The sequence below is a fragment of the Streptomyces corchorusii genome (genome assembly GCF_001514055.1).
GTDB classification, from domain to species: Bacteria; Actinomycetota; Actinomycetes; order Streptomycetales; family Streptomycetaceae; genus Streptomyces; species Streptomyces olivaceoviridis.
The window spans coordinates 618522-635262 of record NZ_KQ948354.1 but is presented as its reverse complement, the minus strand read 5'-3'; the positions used below and the strand labels follow the sequence as shown (position 1 = coordinate 635262).

Annotated in this window: 14 protein-coding genes and 1 pseudogene; 8 read left to right on the top strand and 7 right to left on the bottom strand. The window is 68.2% G+C overall.

From position 1 onward, the window contains the following. Nucleotides 1-501 precede the first annotated feature (501 nt). A pseudogene (locus AQJ11_RS12900) lies at nt 502-1122 on the top strand (tyrosine-type recombinase/integrase); the annotation flags it as partial. 72 nt (nt 1123-1194) lie between these two features. On the opposite strand, the gene AQJ11_RS12895 reads toward AQJ11_RS12900, so the two are convergent. The 7 genes from AQJ11_RS12895 to AQJ11_RS12865 all read right to left on the bottom strand — a co-directional run bounded on the left by AQJ11_RS12895 (nt 1195) and on the right by AQJ11_RS12865 (nt 8068). Continuing rightward, a complete protein-coding gene (locus tag AQJ11_RS12895; RefSeq protein ID WP_244218200.1) occupies nt 1195-1758 on the bottom strand; it encodes a Pycsar system effector family protein in 564 nt (187 codons plus the stop codon). 36 nt (nt 1759-1794) lie between these two features. Then, on the bottom strand, nt 1795-2178 hold the full coding sequence (locus AQJ11_RS12890; protein WP_059263064.1) for a hypothetical protein: 384 nt from the start codon (nt 2176-2178) through the stop codon (nt 1795-1797). Then, nucleotides 2175-3149: an SPFH domain-containing protein gene (locus AQJ11_RS12885; RefSeq protein ID WP_059263063.1), complete on the bottom strand. Its 975-nt coding sequence runs from the start codon at nt 3147-3149 to the stop codon at nt 2175-2177. The genes AQJ11_RS12890 and AQJ11_RS12885 overlap by 4 nt, the downstream gene beginning before the upstream one ends. A gap of 99 nt (nt 3150-3248) precedes the next feature. After that, a complete protein-coding gene (locus tag AQJ11_RS12880) occupies nt 3249-5516 on the bottom strand; it encodes a hypothetical protein (protein ID WP_059263062.1) in 2268 nt (755 codons plus the stop codon). Next, a complete protein-coding gene (locus AQJ11_RS12875; protein WP_059263061.1) occupies nt 5513-6343 on the bottom strand; it encodes a nucleotidyl cyclase domain-containing protein in 831 nt (276 codons plus the stop codon). Before AQJ11_RS12875 ends, AQJ11_RS12880 begins: the two co-directional genes overlap by 4 nt. A gap of 169 nt (nt 6344-6512) precedes the next feature. Further along, on the bottom strand, nt 6513-7148 hold the full coding sequence (locus tag AQJ11_RS12870) for a Crp/Fnr family transcriptional regulator (RefSeq protein ID WP_341846279.1): 636 nt from the start codon (nt 7146-7148) through the stop codon (nt 6513-6515). Nucleotides 7149-7630: 482 nt separating this feature from the next. Further along, complete coding sequence (locus AQJ11_RS12865) at nt 7631-8068, bottom strand: hypothetical protein (RefSeq protein ID WP_003974483.1); 438 nt, start codon at nt 8066-8068, stop codon at nt 7631-7633. Nucleotides 8069-8969: 901 nt separating this feature from the next. Here AQJ11_RS12865 and hemL point away from each other — a divergent pair. The 7 genes from hemL to ccsB all read left to right on the top strand — a co-directional run bounded on the left by hemL (nt 8970) and on the right by ccsB (nt 16730). Then, nucleotides 8970-10289, top strand: a complete 1320-nt coding sequence (hemL, locus tag AQJ11_RS12860) for a glutamate-1-semialdehyde 2,1-aminomutase (RefSeq protein WP_014674238.1) — start codon at nt 8970-8972, stop codon at nt 10287-10289. Next, nucleotides 10286-10984, top strand: a complete 699-nt coding sequence (locus AQJ11_RS12855; RefSeq protein ID WP_014674239.1) for a histidine phosphatase family protein — start codon at nt 10286-10288, stop codon at nt 10982-10984. Before hemL ends, AQJ11_RS12855 begins: the two co-directional genes overlap by 4 nt. Before the next feature lie 151 nt (nt 10985-11135). Beyond that, nucleotides 11136-12434: a polysaccharide deacetylase family protein gene (locus AQJ11_RS12850; RefSeq protein ID WP_014674240.1), complete on the top strand. Its 1299-nt coding sequence runs from the start codon at nt 11136-11138 to the stop codon at nt 12432-12434. A 120-nt stretch (nt 12435-12554) separates the two neighbouring features. Next, the gene (locus AQJ11_RS12845; RefSeq protein WP_175252234.1) at nt 12555-13145 is read left to right on the top strand and encodes a TlpA family protein disulfide reductase; all 591 of its coding nucleotides are present in this window, start codon (nt 12555-12557) and stop codon (nt 13143-13145) included. A 1-nt stretch (nt 13146) separates the two neighbouring features. Beyond that, complete coding sequence (locus AQJ11_RS12840) at nt 13147-13920, top strand: cytochrome c biogenesis CcdA family protein (RefSeq protein ID WP_058081478.1); 774 nt, start codon at nt 13147-13149, stop codon at nt 13918-13920. Between the two features lie 3 nt (nt 13921-13923). Beyond that, on the top strand, nt 13924-15633 hold the full coding sequence (gene resB / locus AQJ11_RS12835; RefSeq protein ID WP_059263060.1) for a cytochrome c biogenesis protein ResB: 1710 nt from the start codon (nt 13924-13926) through the stop codon (nt 15631-15633). Beyond that, nucleotides 15630-16730, top strand: a complete 1101-nt coding sequence (gene ccsB, locus AQJ11_RS12830) for a c-type cytochrome biogenesis protein CcsB (RefSeq protein WP_014674244.1) — start codon at nt 15630-15632, stop codon at nt 16728-16730. The genes resB and ccsB overlap by 4 nt, the downstream gene beginning before the upstream one ends. The last annotated feature ends 11 nt before the right edge of the window (nt 16731-16741 follow it).

The following is a 16741-nucleotide window of genomic DNA, read 5'->3' as shown; positions in this document are numbered from 1 at the left end:
CGCGGTGAAAGGATCGCTGAGAGGTGAGGACGGCTACCCCGGCCCGTTGTCAGTGCCCGCCCGTAGCCTCGTAGAGGCAATCGTGCTGAAGGGGGCCCCATGGCAGTCCGACCCTGTTCCAGGTGTGGCAAGAATGAGAGCGCCAATCGCAAAGGCAAGCCAGGATGCTGTGTTGAGTGTATCGATGCGATCTACCGTGCACTCAAGGTAGATCCAGAGGGGACGTTTGTATCTCCTGGGGCCCCGAGGAAATACCGGTGCCAGACCTGTGGCAGGCCGGGGGCGATTATGTACAAGGAGATCCAGTCGCGAAGTATTGAACTCTGCAACTGGTGCGTTTGTCGCCGTATGTATGAGGACGGTCTGGCGCGGGACCCAGAGCACTGGCTGATGGACCAGAGCGACGTGGCCCGAATGGTCCGCGAAGCAGGTTTTGAGGTGGTGGATGGGGCTGGGAGGACGCTTCCCGAGAGAGTCAAATGGTCAGCCGTATCGGGGAAGTTTGGCGGATGGATCCACGTCAACCGCCAGGTGCGGTTGGTCGGTACGAAGCCTGTCTTCGCCCTGCCCAAGCGCAACAAGATCCGGTCAGTGCCCCTGCCGGCTCAGCTTGCTGCCACCCTCAAGGCCCACATGAAGGAGTTCCCGCCCGTTGCCGTCACCCTGCCCTGGGCCAAGCCAGACGGTGATCCGAAGACCTTCCGTCTCCTCTTCGTCGACGCGAAGGGACGGGCCTACAACCGCAGCGTCTTCAACGTGGGTGACTGGAAGCGCGCCCTGGCTGCCGCCGGAGTGATCCCACCCCGCGAGCGCGGCGCGCGCTACCTCCAGGCGGCCCCCGAGGACGGCATGCACGCCCTCCGGCACGCCTACGCCTCCGTCCTCCTGGACGCGGGGGAGAGCATCAAGGCGCTCTCCGAGTACCTCGGCCACTCGGACCCGGGCTCCACGCTGCGGACATACACGCACCTGCTGCCGTCCAGCGAGACCCGCACCCGCAAGGCGATCGATGACGCCTTCACCGAGGCCAACGCTGAAGACCGAGGTAGCACTTCCGATGGCGAGGGAGCATCCGTGCCTACACCGCAACCAACGTGCCAGCGTTGCGCACTGGCCGCCTGACAGCCTCTTCCGGCACATGACGAGAGCGGGGCGGTGGGTGAAACGGCCTGCGTCGATTGGCTTGTTCGCCGCTCAGACTGCTGCCAGCACGCTCCCCCCAAGGGCAACCATTCCGAGGAGGAAGCAGACCAGTCCTGTCCTGATCCACCGGTGTTTGGCCGCGACGATGTCGCTCGTGTTGCGGAGCGCGATCACCAGGCCCGACATCTGCTCCTCGTCGGTGGTGCGCAGAGCATCAGCGAGTACTCCGGAATCCGCGGCCCGACGGATGTCGAGGAAATACGTCAGGGGACTGCCGGCCCGCCACTGGCTCGCCCGGTAGCGAGGGGCTGTCGCGAACAGTAGAAAGCCCAGTGCAAGAACCCAGCTCAGAGCACTGGCCGTGCCCAGGGTTCGACTGAAGCCTGTGGCCGGCATCCTGCTCCAGTACGTGCTCAGGAAGACTCCGGCACACACACCCAGCGCGCCAATGAGAACCGATGCCTTGGTGTCGGCACGACCGATTTCGGTTCGCACCTCGGCCAGCAAGCGTTCCGCGGCATGCACACCTGCGGGATCGGAATTGAGCCTTGGGGCAGGCCCGTGAGAGGAGGACGTTGTGCTCGTGACACCCATCATCTTCGATTCTCCTGACATCGATTCAGGTTGGAGACATCCCCTGCGGCCTTCACATCACGGCAAGCCGGACCACAGGAGGGCACCGGCCACCAGCAGGCCGCCCCACAGGGCGCCGCGGTGACCGAGCTGGCCTACTGCCTCGCGCAGCGCCGACAGCACGGTGCCCACACAGCGGTGTCCGGCGCTTGCGACAGCGCACACCGCGTCTCCGTAGGTGTAGGCGAAGGGGGCGGCCTGGCCGGAGACACGGCGCTGCGCCCGGGTCCAGCAGTATTCGGGCAACAGCAGTCCGACGACGATGACATTCATCGCGTACTCCATGCCGGTCTCCAGGTGCGTCAACAGTGGTACCGCAGCCCAGCGGAGCAGCACGTAGCAGGCGATGCCGACGACGAGAGCGGGCACGAGGGCCCGTTCAACGTCCGCGGGCGTGGTCACCGGTCTTCTCCCGATGCGTCCGGTCGCTCATCCTGATCACTGGTTCCCCGCTCCAGCTGTTCCCGGTAGAGGGGGTGTTTGCGTGTCCGGCCCCGGCCGGCGTCGTTGAGCCGCTCCTTCACAGCCGACAGAGCCGCCCGCGACGCATCTTCCAGCATGTGATCCTCAACTGCTCCGGAGTCGAGGACCCGCTCGATGACGCGGATCTGGTTGGCGCTGGCCTCGCGCTCGTCGTCACGAATGGATTCGATTGCGAGCGGGATGTCGGCCGGATTCTGCGCGAGGTGCGCGCCCCAGCGCTCGAACTCGCCCTGAGACAGCAGCCGGGCGTAGAAGGAGCTGCGCTCCTCCATGACTTCGTGTTCGTTGTGGGTGCGCAGCCTGGTCAGTTCGTGCTCGCTCCGCGTCCGCTGCTTGGTGTAGTCGAGGGAGCGCAGTGAGGACAGTTGGACGACCGCCTCCTCGTCGAGGCTGAGCCTGACTTCGCATTGGATGTCCAGCCCTTCGTCGGCCGCCAGAGGCGTGGTGGCCAGCGCCTCCATCACTGCGACCTCGGCAGCGGCGCTCTCCTCGATGGCGTACCGGCGGCTTTCCCGGCGCATCCGGGTCAGTAAACGGGGCTCCAGCAGCGCACGGACGTCGCGGATCTGCCGTTCCACCACCTTGGCGGGGTCGATGACCCGCCAGGTTAGATCGGTCTCCGCGGAGAAGAACGCGGCATCGCCGTCGCTAGGCAGCCGGTGCTCCAGCGACATGTGTTGGATGCCCATGTCCACTTCGTACAGTGTGCGGAAGTTGCTGGTCACCAGCTCTCCGCGGGTGGGCTGCTGATGCGGGAGATACGTCTGCGGTCGTCCTCCGGACGTCAGGAACACGAGTGCGCGTTCCGCGTAGGTCGGTGGCCGGTGGCGTACGTATTCGAAGCGGCCCAGGCTCCGTATCTGGCGCACAGGGTCGTTGACCAGTTCCATGAGTTCTCCTATTTTCGGGGCATTGCATACGAGGCGGTGAGTCGCGTGAGGCTGGCTGAGTGTCGGCGGCGGCCAGAATCGGGGATGACGGGTCTGCCGTCACAGGGGACGGGGCAGTGCCGCGGGGCCTTTGGCGAGGGCGGTCCTGAGCCGGGCGGCCGTGGGGCTCTGGCCTCCGTCCGGGGTTTTGACCCGGCGGAGAAGTAAGTCCAACCGGTCCCAGTCGTTCTGGTTTTCGACCAGCAGAGGGAGCAGTCTGCCCAGCGCCTCCTCTACGTCCGACACCGTGTCGTACCGGTCCGTCTGCTCGAATGGCGCCTCGGTCGTAAAAGCTCGGTACCGTGCCGCTTTCGCGGACGCACGCTCTGCGACCCGGACCCAGCGAACCAGTTCGTCACGTGCCGCGTCGCGGCTGGAGCGACTGCCCAGCAACGCCCGCCACATCACGACGGCGTACCGTCGGGCGTGGGCGTCGTGTTCCGCCAGCCACAGAAGGCTCGGCCAGGTCGTCGCCTCGTTGCTCACGGCCCGGTAGCGCCTGCGCGCACCCCGCAGAAATCCTGCTACTGCCAGTTCGCGCAGGGGACCACGGCTTGCGTGCCACTGCACGAGTCGCTCCAGAACGGTGACGGCTGCGGGCCCCTGAAGCAGCGCCTCCAGTGCCTGCTCAAGCGCTGACTGGAGCGCGCTGTCCGGTGGCGGTTCGGTCGCGGCCATCCGCCCGATGTCCCGGAGCGCACTCGGGGCCGTGGCCCCGCCCAGCAGAGCGTATGAGCGAGCGACCGTCCACCTCCGTGCCAGGTGATGTCGGCTGCTCCAGTCGGAGAGTAAGCGTCTGACGGCTGTGTCCATGCCATGTTCGGCGGCGGTGTACAGCGCCCATGCGGCGAGCTGCCGCTGCATCGGCCTCGGCGAAGAACCCCACTGATTGAGGAAGCTGTCGAAGGCGTAACCGAAGTCCGCGGCCGCCAGTACTCCCGAGGCCACCGCGGCTCGGAGCCGTACGAAGGTCCGGCGGTCCGTCACGAGGGTGTCGAGCCAGGCCAACAGGGGCTTTCTGACAGCTGGATGGCTGGTCCAGACATGGCGCAGGGCGATGCTCCAAAGGGAGTCGTTCTGGAAAGCGACGACCCGTTCGGGCAAGCGTCCCCATGCGGTGTCGGTCTCTTCGTCGTGTTCCTGGGCCCTGGCCAACCTCAATCGGTCTTCCGGGGATGAACCGAAGACGGGATATCCGGCGGTGCGATCGGGTTCCTCGACGGTGCGAAGCCGCATGTAGAGGAGGTCTCCGAATTCGGCCACCAACGGATATGGCAATCCGTCGAATACGGCGAGCGAGATCAGAAACGCCTTGTCGCGCAGCGGGGCTCCGCCCGACTGCTGGTCTTCACTGAACCACCTGCTGGCGATCTCCTCGGCCGATCTACGGCCGTACCCGGAAAGCTCCTCATCGTCGCAGCGTCCCGCTGCGTACTCCACGAGAAGCCGAGCGAAGTCGGCGGCCTCCGCGGGTGACGGGCCGGAGCTCAAATACCGTACGGTCGTCTCCAGTTCAAGCAAACGCCGCACCCTGTCGGCCGCCGCGGCATCACCGGCCGGTCCGTCTGCCGCTGAGCCCTGGATCGCGTGCACCAAGTGAGCCCGTGTGATGTCGGCGGCGGGAAGCGGTTGCCAATCGTGCGTTGTCACTTCCTCCATGACGGTGCCGTGCGCTGCGACGACGACAAAGAGACCGTCGTCCCCGAGACGTCGGCGGATGGCGTTGAGATGGATGTCCCGCAACGGACTGTCCTGGCTGGTGATCGGGTCCACCACCACATGGGCCCCGCCGGGCTGGACGTGGTTGGCGAAATCGGCCGACTCCGTGCCTGGGTCCAGCGCAATCACTTCGCCGGCTTTCGGACCGACCTGCATGAGCATGCGCAGGGCCGCGGTCCTGCGACCGGTGCCGGGCCGTCCGCGTAGAACGAGGACGCGTCGGGCGCTGAGTTGCGCGCACAACTCGTCGTACCGCCGATTCGGTGCGAACGTTTCGGCCAAGTGGTCGAGTTCCGCTGTCGGCAGAGGGCCGACAGTGTGCAACCGGGGCAGGCGTCTTTCGTGCAGGTGTACATCGACGCGCTTGTCGCCTGCGACGACATCGCCGGATACCTGGGTGTCCCCCATGACATTGGCCCGCCCTGACCGCAGGTGCGGGGCGAGAGCAAAGAGCTGCTCGATGGCCTCCCATGCCTCCGGGGCGGGGTCTTCATCCGGTGTCGGTGGCACCACGTCCCCGGTGTCGGCGGCCCGCCCGGGATCCTTCTCTGCCTCGGGTCCGGCGCCGGCGTCCTCTAGGTCTAAGGAGGCGTCCACGTGCTGGTTCACTCTCCGGTTCCTTCCACGTCCCGCTGCCGAGTCGACTCGGTGGAGCTGGTACCAACGTGCTTGTCACCCGCAATGGCGTCCCCGGCGATGCTCGCGGTCCCGAAGAAGAAATTGCCCGTGCGCGTGTGCAGCGCCGGAGCCAGAGCCGCGCCGGCTGAGTGCTCGGACCTGGGTACCGGTACGGCCGCCTGGGCGGGGATGGACGATGCGGTCGACTCCGCGGTGGGCCGCTCCGATCCGGCGGTGTCGGTGTGCTGTCGCGAGCTGTCGTGGTACCAGCCCGTCAGCGTGGCACCTTCTTTGCTGTCGACGGTCAGTGGATGGAAGTGCTCGGGCCGTACACCCGGATGCGCGTGACGCACCACGCCCTGATACACGGCGTTGGACACGCAAAGGACACTCGGCTCCGACGTCGCGGCAAGCTCCTCTCGTAGTGCCGGTGCGTCCAGGAGCCGGAAAGCATGGACGAGATCCGCGCCGACTGCACCGAACTCGTCCAGTGCCACTTCGCCGGTATGGACGACGATCCGCAGCCTGATCCGAGCACCCTCGGCGGCCAGCCGATTGGTGCTGACGAGTTGCTCAGGTGTCGCCGTCAGCAAGGCCCTGAGCAGCGCGGGCTTCGGCACGGCCGGATCGATAAGGACGAATACGCCGTCGCCGCGGTCCTCGCTGCGATACTCGGTCGGCTCGATGGCGGCAGTCGACAGCGTCTCATGGAGGACTCTGTACAACATGCGGTGAATGACGGCTTGTTCGCTGTCGCGACGCCGCCCCGATCCCTCCATGTCCATGAGCAGGATCGTCTTGTTGCTGGGTTCCGCCATGTGTCTCTCCTCAGAAGCGCGCGACCGGCGCGTCAGGCCGAAGCGAAGTGCGGGAGGGGCAATCGACTGCCGGGCCGACCAACCTGGTCGGTCAGGACCACTCCATGCCCAGGGTCAACCAGCACGTCGTGCGCCGCGAGGATCGTTGCCGCACGGTTGATGTGACGGATTACGCAGAGCCGCCGATCCGCCGCAACATCTCCGGCCTGACCACCACCAGGGCTTGACGGTGTGTGGTGACATAGCCGCGCTCCCGTAGTTCGCCAAGAAGCCGGGTAACCGACTCACGGGACGCCCCCACGGCCCCGGCGAGTTCCTGCTGGGTGAGTGGCACCCTGACGAGAACGCCCTCCGGTACTGGCGCACCGTGGTACTGAGCCAGCTCCAGCAGCAGGCGCGCCAGTCTCTCCTTGACACTGCAGGCCGCGAGCTCCAGCCGCTTGCGATCCCCGGCACGCATCCGGTCTGTGAGCACGGCCATGAGCTGACGCGCCGCGATCGGGTGCGCGTCAAGGAACGCCTTGAAGCGGTCCGACGAGATGACCACCGCCCTTACCGGCTCCAGCGTGGTCACCGAAGCGGACCGTGTCGTGTCCTCGAGTGCGGCGCTTTCACCAATGATGTCCCCTGGCCCGCGCAGAGCCAGCAGCGCTTCGTGCCCGCCGGGGGCACCGTCGGTCACCTTCAGCCAACCTTCCAGGACGAGCAGGACGTGGGAGGACGGCTCGCCCTTCATGAGCAGGACGGTACGAGCCGGATAACGCAGCTCGGATCCGGCGCTGATCAACGCCGCCGAGGCCGCCACCGGGAGCCGGGCGAGGTAAGGGACGCGGTCATCGGTCAGAAGAGGTACGGCGGCCTCAGCATGAGCGCGTAAGGCTCCTGGCTTCGCGCTTCCAGCGGCGCTCTCCACAGCAGTGTCCTTCCCGCAACGGAACTCACTCGCCCCCAACGCCGCCTGTCAAGCGGGCACCCAAGCAGTTCGCGGAAGCCTGCGGGATCGTCTGTGGCACGAGGTTTTGTCAAATGCCCGACGATTCTGGCGCATGCGTCTGACGATGGGCAATGTTGAATGCACAACGCGTCACCGGCATCCCATCGACCCACGCGCAGTACCGGGACGGGCAGAGCACCGGCTACCGAGAGGGCGCGGGCGTACGCCAGTGCCCTGATCGCAACCCATGTGCCCTCAATGTGCCCTGGCCGCCTGACGGCCCCCTCCGCCACCAAAAAGGGCGAGGCCCGAAGACCCCGCCCACCCCGCAAGAAACCCCAGCTCAGAGCCGATCAGGGCCACACGAGGCAGTACGGCTGATGCCCCGCCTCATGCAGCCGGTGGCTGAAGTCCTGCCACTCGTGCAGCAACTGGTACACGTTGAACGCGTCCCGCGGTCCGCCCCGGTCGGGGACCGTCGACCAGATGAAGGCCGCCGCGCCGACCGCTTCCTCGCCGATGCCGCGGAGGGGGTCGACGACCGTCATGGGGAGTTTGACGACCGCGTAGTCGGGGTGCAGGACGACCAGTTCCAGGGGTGGCACCTTGTGCAGGGGGACGCCCTCGATGCCGGTCAGCACCATCGCGGCCATGGTCTCCGGCTTGATCTTGGTGAACATGCCGTTCATGCCCAGCTCGTCGCCGCCGAGTTCCTCGGGACGCATCGAGATGGGGACGCGAGCCGCGGTCGCGCCGTCCGGCGCGCCGAAGTATTTGTACGTCACCCCCACCCGACCACCATTCCTGCTCCCCGCCCGGAGGCGGTCGGCCCGCTGGTCGAGCCGGCGGTCGAGATCCCGGTCGATCTGCTGGTCGTACCGCTCGGGCTCACTCGGTACACCCTGTGCCTGTCGTGCGTCGGTCTGACGTGTCTCGGTCGTTTCCTCCGCGTCGCGCCGGTGCCTTCCCCGCCGGGCGCGTCGAGGACCCAGGTCATCAGTCCCCTCGCCCAGTCCGCCACCGCGATGCATATCTCCACCCGACTGCTTTTCTAGGACGCGTGGCCCCCGCCGCGCAACCCGATCATCGTGTCAGTGACCTCCCCCACGGCCGCCCGCCGAAACGTGCGGTGGAACAACAGTCCACGCGGGGGGATTCCCGGTCCTGATCTCCGGCCCCTGATGAGTACGTGCGTATGGGCTTTGTGTATCAGGTCTCAGTCTCGCAGATGAGGGATGGCCCCGCTGTGATCTTGGGACTCGCCGCGCCTGAACCAACCACCCGCCGGGCCTGAACCAACCACCCGCCGCACCTGATCAACCGGCCGCCGGGCGTGATCGGCCACCCGCCTTGCGTGATCAACCACCCCCCCTCGCGTGATCAACCGTCTGTCGCGTCTGATCGACCAACCCCCCGCGTTCGGCCGCCACCTCGACCGCCCCCCACCCCGCCCTCGACCGCGCCGGACCGCCACCTCGACCGCCCCCCCGCCGCCCCACCGACCGGGTCCGACCCCGCCCCCGACCGCCCCCACCGACCGCATCCGACCCACCCCCGACCGCCCCCGCCCGCCCCCCGCCACGACACCGACCCCGGTCCGGCCGGGGCTCCGCGGCGGCTTCGGCCTACCCTGAGGAGGTCACCCCGCAACCGGAGTCCGAGAAGCCGGAGTAGTCGCACGTCATGAGTGCCATGAGCGAAACGCCCTATCCCTACGACGCGCCCGTCTCACAGGCGCTCTTCGACCGTGCCTCCGTCGTCACCCCGGGCGGCGTCAACTCCCCGGTGCGCGCCTTCCGCGCCGTCGGCGGCACGCCGCGGTTCATGGTGTCGGGCAAGGGGGCCTACCTGACCGACGCCGACGGGCGCGAGTACGTCGACCTCGTGTGCTCCTGGGGGCCCATGATCCTCGGGCACGCGCACCCCGAGGTCATCGCCGCCGTCCAGGAGGCCGTGGCCCGCGGCACGTCCTTCGGCACGCCCGGCGAGGGCGAGGTCGCGCTCGCCGAGGAGATCGTCGCCCGGGTGGCTCCCGTCGAGCAGGTGCGGCTGGTCAGCAGCGGCACCGAGGCGACCATGTCCGCCATCCGGCTGGCCCGCGGGTTCACCCGGCGGTCCAAGGTGATCAAGTTCGCCGGGTGCTACCACGGGCACGTCGACTCGCTGCTCGCCGCGGCCGGCAGCGGGGTCGCCACCTTCGCGCTGCCCGACACGCCCGGTGTCACCGGTGCCCAGGCCGGCGACACGATCGTGCTGCCGTACAACGACCTGGAGGCCGTGCAGGAGGCCTTCCACCGGCACCCCGGGGAGATCGCCTGTGTGATCACCGAGGCCTCGCCGGGCAACATGGGCGTCGTGCCGCCGGACCCCGGCTTCAACCAGGCCCTCAAGGACTCCTGCCGGAGGAACGGCGCCCTCTTCATCTCGGACGAGGTGATGACCGGCTTCCGTACCAGCCGCGCCGGCTGGTACGGCGTCGAGGGTGTCGCGCCCGACCTGATGACCTTCGGCAAGGTCATGGGCGGTGGCTTCCCGGCCGCCGCGTTCGGCGGGCGTGCCGATGTGATGGCGCACCTCGCGCCCGCCGGGCCCGTGTACCAGGCCGGCACCCTCTCCGGCAACCCCGTCGCCACCGCCGCCGGTCTCGCCCAGCTGCGGCTGCTCGACGACGCCGCCTACGCCAAGGTCGACGCCGTCTCCGAGCAGATCCGGACGCTCGTCAGCGAGGCGCTGTCGAAGGAGGGCGTCGCGCACCGGGTGCAGACCGCCTCCAACATGTTCTCCGTGTTCTTCACGGACCGGCAGGTGCGCGACTACGAGGACGCCAAGCGGCAGCAGTCGTACCGTTTCACCGCGTTCTTCCACTCGATGCTGGCGAACGGCGTCTACCTGCCGCCGTCGTCCTTCGAGTCCTGGTTCGTGTCCACGGCCCACGACGAGCGGGCCCTTCAGAAGATCGCCGACGCCCTTCCGGCGGCGGCCCGGGCGGCTGCGGAGGCCACGGCAGAATGAGCGACAGCACCAAGGACGTCACCGTCGTCCACGTCATGCGGCACGGCGAGGTCGCGAACCCGGACGGGGTCCTGTACGGGCGGCTGCCCGGCTACCACCTGTCCGAGCTGGGCCGGCAGATGGCCGAGCGGGTCGCCGAGCACCTCGCCCCGCGGGACGTCACCTATGTCTGCGCCTCCCCGCTGGAGCGTGCGCAGGAGACCGCCGCGCCGATCGCCAAGGCGCACGGGCTGGATCTCGACACCGACGAGCGGCTGATCGAGGCCGAGAACGTCTTCCAGGGCAAGACGTTCGGCGTCGGTGACGGCGCGCTGCGCAATCCGGACAACTGGAAGCACCTCGTCAACCCGTTCCGGCCGTCCTGGGGCGAGCCGTACGTGGACCAGGTCGTGCGGATGATGGGCGCGTTGAACGCGGCCAAGGACCGGGCGCGCGGGCACGAGGCGGTGCTGGTCAGCCATCAGCTGCCGATCTGGATCGTGCGTTCGTACGTCGAGCGGCGGCGACTGTGGCACGACCCGCGCAAGCGGCAGTGCACGCTCGCCTCCCTGACGACTTTCACATACCTGGGTGACAAGATCGTGTCCGTGGGCTACAGCGAGCCCGCCATCGATCTGGTCCCGGTCCATCTGCGCGCCGGCGCCAAGCCCCAGAAGGGGAAGGGCACCGCGCAGGGGAAGGCCTTCGGCGCCTGACCGGTGTCACTCGTCACTGACGGTCCGTTTGATATCGCTTAGCGCACTTTTACGGCCCCTGTTACGAAAAACACAAGAATCTGCGGAACCTCCCCGATCGTCCCGCCCTCTGACTGGGTGACCAGCAGGCAGCGACGAATCGGGGATTTCCATGCCCACCTTCTCCCGGACCTTCTCCCGGCGGGGAATGCTCGGCCTCGGCGCGGGGGCGGCGGCCGCCGCCTCGCTCGCCGGCTGCGGGAGCCTCACGTCGTCGGACGGCGGCGGCCACCCGAACGGTTCCGGCCAGGCCAAGCCCGGGCAGGGAGACGGCAAGGGGAGCACCGCGCACCCGGCGCGGCCCATCGGCGACGGCTCCACCTCCTTCACCGGCAAGCAGCCGCACCAGCCGGCCAAGCCCGAGCCGCTGGAGCCGGGACAGACCCCGCCGCAGTTCGTGATCTTCTCCTGGGACGGCGCCGGCGAGGTCGGCAACGGGCTCTTCCCGCGCTTCCTGGACCTGGCCAAGGAGCACGGCGCGTCCATGACCTTCTTCCTCTCGGGGCTGTACCTGCTGCCCGAGTCGAAGAAGCGGCTGTACGAGCCGCCGAACAACCCGCGCGGCGCCTCCGACATCGGCTACCTCACCGACGAGCACATCAAGGCCACGCTGACGAACGTGCGCCGGGCCTGGCTGGAGGGGCACGAGATCGGCACCCACTTCAACGGGCACTTCTGCGCCGGTACGGGCACGGTCGGCAACTGGACCCCGCAGCAGTGGGAGAGCGAGATCCGGCAGGCCAAGGCGTTCGTGAAGGAGTGGCGGACCAACACCGGCTGGACCGACCTGCCCGCGCTGCCGTTCGACTACGACAAGGAGCTGGTCGGCGGCCGTACGCCCTGCCTGCTCGGCCAGAACAACCTGCTGCCCACCGCCCGGAAGCTGGGCTGGCGCTACGACGCCTCCTCGCCGGGCGGCCGTCAGGTGTGGCCGGAGAAGAAGCTGGGGATCTGGGACCTGCCGTTGCAGCAGATACCTTTCCCCGGACGTTCCTTCGAGGTCCTGTCCATGGACTACAACATGCTCGCCAACCAGTCCCTGAACTCCACCAAGGCGCCCGCCTACAACTACCCCGGCTGGCGCAAGCAGTCCGCGCAGGCGTACATCCAGGGATTCCAGCGGGCATACGAGACAAACCGGGCACCGTTCTTCGTCGGCAACCACTTCGAGCAGTGGAACGGCGGCATCTACATGGACTCCGTCGAGGAGGCCTTCAAGCACATCGCGCGCGAGAAGGAGAAGGGCGCCGACGTGCGGCTGGTCTCCTTCCGGCAGTTCGTGGACTGGATGGACGTGCAGAAGCCCGAGGTGCTCGCCAAGCTGCGCACGCTCGGGGTCGGGCAGCAGCCGGCGGGCGGCTGGAAGGAGTTCCTGCGGGGCGGCGGGTCCGCCTCCTCCGACGCCGCCTGAGTCGGCGCCGACTCGGACCCTGTGTCTGAAATGTCCCGTGTAAATACGCCCTGAAATGCGGTTTTCCGCCCGGCAGGGGGGTGCGCGAGATCCCCGGAACAGGCATGCGAAACTTTTCACATGAGTACCCGTAGCCGCGCCGTCCTGCTCAGCGCCGTGGCCGCCGTCGCGGCCCTGTCCCTGTCCGCGTGCGGTAAGGGCGGCACCTCCGGAGGCGGTGGCGACACCCACTTCGTCACCGGCAACAACGGCATCGACACCGTGCCCGCCGGCAAGCGCGCCACGGCCCCGGACCTGTCGGGCAGGACCATCGACGGCAAGACCCTGGACGTCGCCGACTACAAGGGCAAGGTCGTCGTCGTCAACGTCTGGGGCTCGTGGTGCGGACCGTGCCGCGAGGAGGCGCAGTACTTCGCCAAGGTCTCCAAGGAGTACCAGGACAAGGGCGTCCAGTTCGTCGGCATCAACACCCGGGACACCAGCACCACCCCGGCCGTGAACTTCGAGAAGGAGCACGGCGTCGCGTACCCGAGCCTGTACGACCCCACGGGCAAGCTGATGCTCCGCTTCAAGAAGGGCACCCTCAACCCGCAGATCATCCCCTCCACGCTCGTCATCGACCGGCACGGCAAGGTCGCCGCGCGGGCCCTGGAGGCGCTCGACGACACGGGCCTGCTGAAGATGCTCAAGCCGGTCCTCGCGGAGAAGTGACGTGAGCGCACTGCTGACGCTGGCCGGGGAGACGGGCCAGAACGAGACCGTCCTGCACGGCGCCCTGCTGGTCGCGCTGCCGATCGCCCTGCTCGCCGGGCTCGTCTCCTTCTTCTCGCCCTGTGTGCTGCCGCTGGTCCCCGGTTACCTCTCCTATGTGACCGGCGTCGCGGGCACCGACCTGGCCGGGGCCAGACGGGGGCGGATGGTGGCCGGCGCCTCCCTGTTCGTGCTCGGCTTCAGCGCCGTGTTCGTCTCGGGCGGTGCGCTCTTCGGCTACTTCGGCTCCAACCTGATCGACTACCAGGGCACCCTGTCCAAGGTGCTCGGCGTGCTCATGATCGCCATGGGCGTCTTCTTCATGGGGCTCCTGCCCTGGTTCACCATGCGCGAGTTCCGCTTCCACAAGCGGCCGACGGGCGGCCTGCTGGGGGCGCCCCTGCTCGGCGCCCTCTTCGGCGTCGGCTGGACGCCCTGCATGGGCCCGACGCTCTCCTCGGTGAGCTCCCTCTCCTTCCAGGAGTCGAGCGCGGCGCGCGGCTCGCTGCTGATGGTCGTCTACTGCCTCGGCCTCGGCGTGCCGTTCGTGCTCACCGCGATCGGCTTCCGCAAGGCCCTCGGCGCCTTCGCCTGGGTCAAGCGCCACTATGTGTGGGTGACGCGCATCGGCGGCTCGATGATGATCCTGACCGGTGTGCTGCTGCTGACCGGTGCCTGGAACAGTCTGGTGCAGCAGATGCAGACCTGGTCCGGCGGCTTCAATGTGGGGATCTGACCGATGAGCAAGACCGACACCGACACGAGCCGGGACCGGGAGGAGCTGGGCGCGGCCGGCTCCCAGCTGTCCACCGCGCCGCAGGAGGAGCAGACGAGCCTGCCCGGCCTCGGTGTCATCGGCTGGGCGCGCTGGTTCTGGCGGCAGCTGACCTCCATGCGGGTCGCGCTGCTGCTGCTCCTGCTGCTCTCGCTCGGCGCGATCCCCGGCTCGCTGATCCCGCAGACCGGCGCCGACGCGAGCAAGGTCGAGGACTTCCGCGCCGCCCACAAGACGCTGGCGCCGGTCTACGACAAGCTCGGCCTGTTCCACGTCTACAGCTCGGTGTGGTTCTCCGCGATCTACATCCTGCTGTTCGTCTCCCTCATCGGCTGCATCGTCCCCCGTACCTGGCAGTTCGTCGGCCAGTTGCGCGGCCGTCCGCCGGGCGCGCCCAAGCGGCTGGACCGGCTGCCCGCCCACACCGCCTGGCGCACCACCGCGGACCCGGAGCGGGTCCGCGAGGCCGCGCTCGCGCTGCTGAGGAAGCGCCGCTTCCGCGCCCACGTCGTCGGTGACGCCGTGGCCGCCGAGAAGGGCTACCTGCGCGAGCTGGGCAACCTGGTCTTCCACATCGCCCTGATCGTGCTGCTGGTCGCCTTCGCCTCGGGCCAGTTGTACAAGTCCGACGGCACCAAGCTGATGGTGGAGGGCGACGGCTTCTCCAACGCGCTGCCGATGTACGACGACTTCAAGTCCGGCAGTCTGTTCGAGCCCGACGACCTGGTCCCGTTCAGCTTCACCCTGAAGGACTTCAAGGGGACCTACGAGCTGACCGGCCCGAACAGGGGCACCGCGCGCACCTTCCAGGCGAAGATCCGCTACAGCAAGGGCGCCTACGGCAAGGAGACCACGACCACCATCAAGGTCAACGAGCCGCTGAAGATCGACGACTCCAAGGTCTACCTGGTCAGCCATGGCTACGCGCCCGTGATCACCGTGCGGGACGGCAAGGGCAACGTGGTCTACCGCGACGCCGTGCCGCTGCTGCCGCTCGACGGCAACGTCACCTCCCAGGGTGTCGTCAAGGTCATGGACGGCTATCGCGACGCCAAGGGCAAGAAGGAGCAGCTCGGCATCAAGGCCTTCTTCCTGCCGACCTACGGCGGGGCCGGCATGGAGATCGCCTCGGCCTTCCCCGCGTTGCTGAACCCGGTGCTGAACCTGGAGCCGTACCACGGCGACCTGGGCGTCGACTCGGGCCTGCCGCAGAGCGTGTACCAGCTCGACAAGACCCACATGAAGGACTACAAGGACGCCAAGGGCGCGCAGCTGAGGGACAACCTCAAGCCCGGCGAAACCATGACGCTGCCCAACGGCGCCGGCTCCATCACCTTCGAGAAGGACGTCAAGGAGTGGGCCGGCTTCGAGATCGTCCAGGAGCCGGGCGGCGGCTGGGCGCTCACCGGTGCCCTCGCCGCGATCTTCGGCCTGGCCGCGTCCCTGTTCATCCAGCGCCGCCGGGTCTGGGTGCGCGCGGTGCGCGGTGCCGACGGCGTCACGCTGGTCGAGATGGCCGGGCTCGGCCGCAGCGAGTCCGCGAAGGTGCCCGAGGAGCTGGGCGACCTCGCCGGAATCCTCTACGACCAGGCGCCGGGGGCACCCGACCCCGACGACGACTCCGCAGCAACCCCCGACCCCCAAGCCGTACCTGCCGAAGGGGCTGAGAAGTGACTCTCGCCGCCGCAACCGATCTCGCCGCCGCGACCAACGAACACCTCGCGAGCATCAGCAACACGCTGATCTACTCGTCGATGGCGGTCTACACCCTGGCCTTCTTCGCCTACATCGCCGAGTGGCTGTTCGGCAGCCGCAGCAAGGTCGGCCGTACGGCCGCCGCGCTCACCGCCGACAGCGAACGGAAGGCGGGCGCGCCGGCCGTCACCGTCAAGCGGGCCGGCGGCACCGCCGTGCTGGAGCGGCCGAAGGTCGTCGTCCGCTCGGCGTCCGGCGCGCGGGACGTGCCGGACGGGCCCGGTGCGCACGGCGGCGACGAGCAGGGCGACCTCTACGGCCGGATCGCCATCTCCCTCACCGTGCTCGCGTTCCTGGTGGAGCTGGGCGGCGTCGTCGCCCGCGCGGCCTCCGTGGAGCGGGCCCCGTGGGGCAACATGTACGAGTTCAACATCACCTTCTCCACGGTCGCCGTCGGGGTGTACCTCACGCTGCTGGCCCTGAAGAAGAACGTGCGCTGGCTCGGCCTGTTCCTCGTCACGACGGTCCTGCTGGACCTGGGCCTCGCGGTCACCGTGCTGTACACGGCCAGCGACCAGCTCGTGCCGGCCCTGCACTCGTACTGGCTGTACATCCACGTCTCCACCGCCATCTTCTGCGGTGCCGTGTTCTACGTCGGCGCGGTCGCCACGATCCTGTACCTGTTCAAGGACTCGTACGAGAACAAGCTCCAGCTCGGCGGCACGCCCGGCAAGTTCGCCTCCTCGGTGCTGGAGCGGCTGCCCGCCTCCGCGTCCCTGGACAAGTTCGCCTACCGGGTCAACGCGGCCGTCTTCCCGCTGTGGACGTTCACGATCATCGCGGGCGCGATCTGGGCGGGCGACGCCTGGGGCCGGTACTGGAACTGGGACCCGAAGGAGACCTGGTCCTTCATCACCTGGGTCGCCTACGCCGGTTACCTGCACGCCCGGGCCACGGCCGGCTGGAAGGGCCGCAAGGCCGCCTACCTGGCGCTGATCGCCTTCGGCTGCTGGCTGTTCAACTACTACGGCGTCAACATCTTCGTCAGCGGCAAGCACTCCTACGCGGGCGTCTGACCCCCGCACCA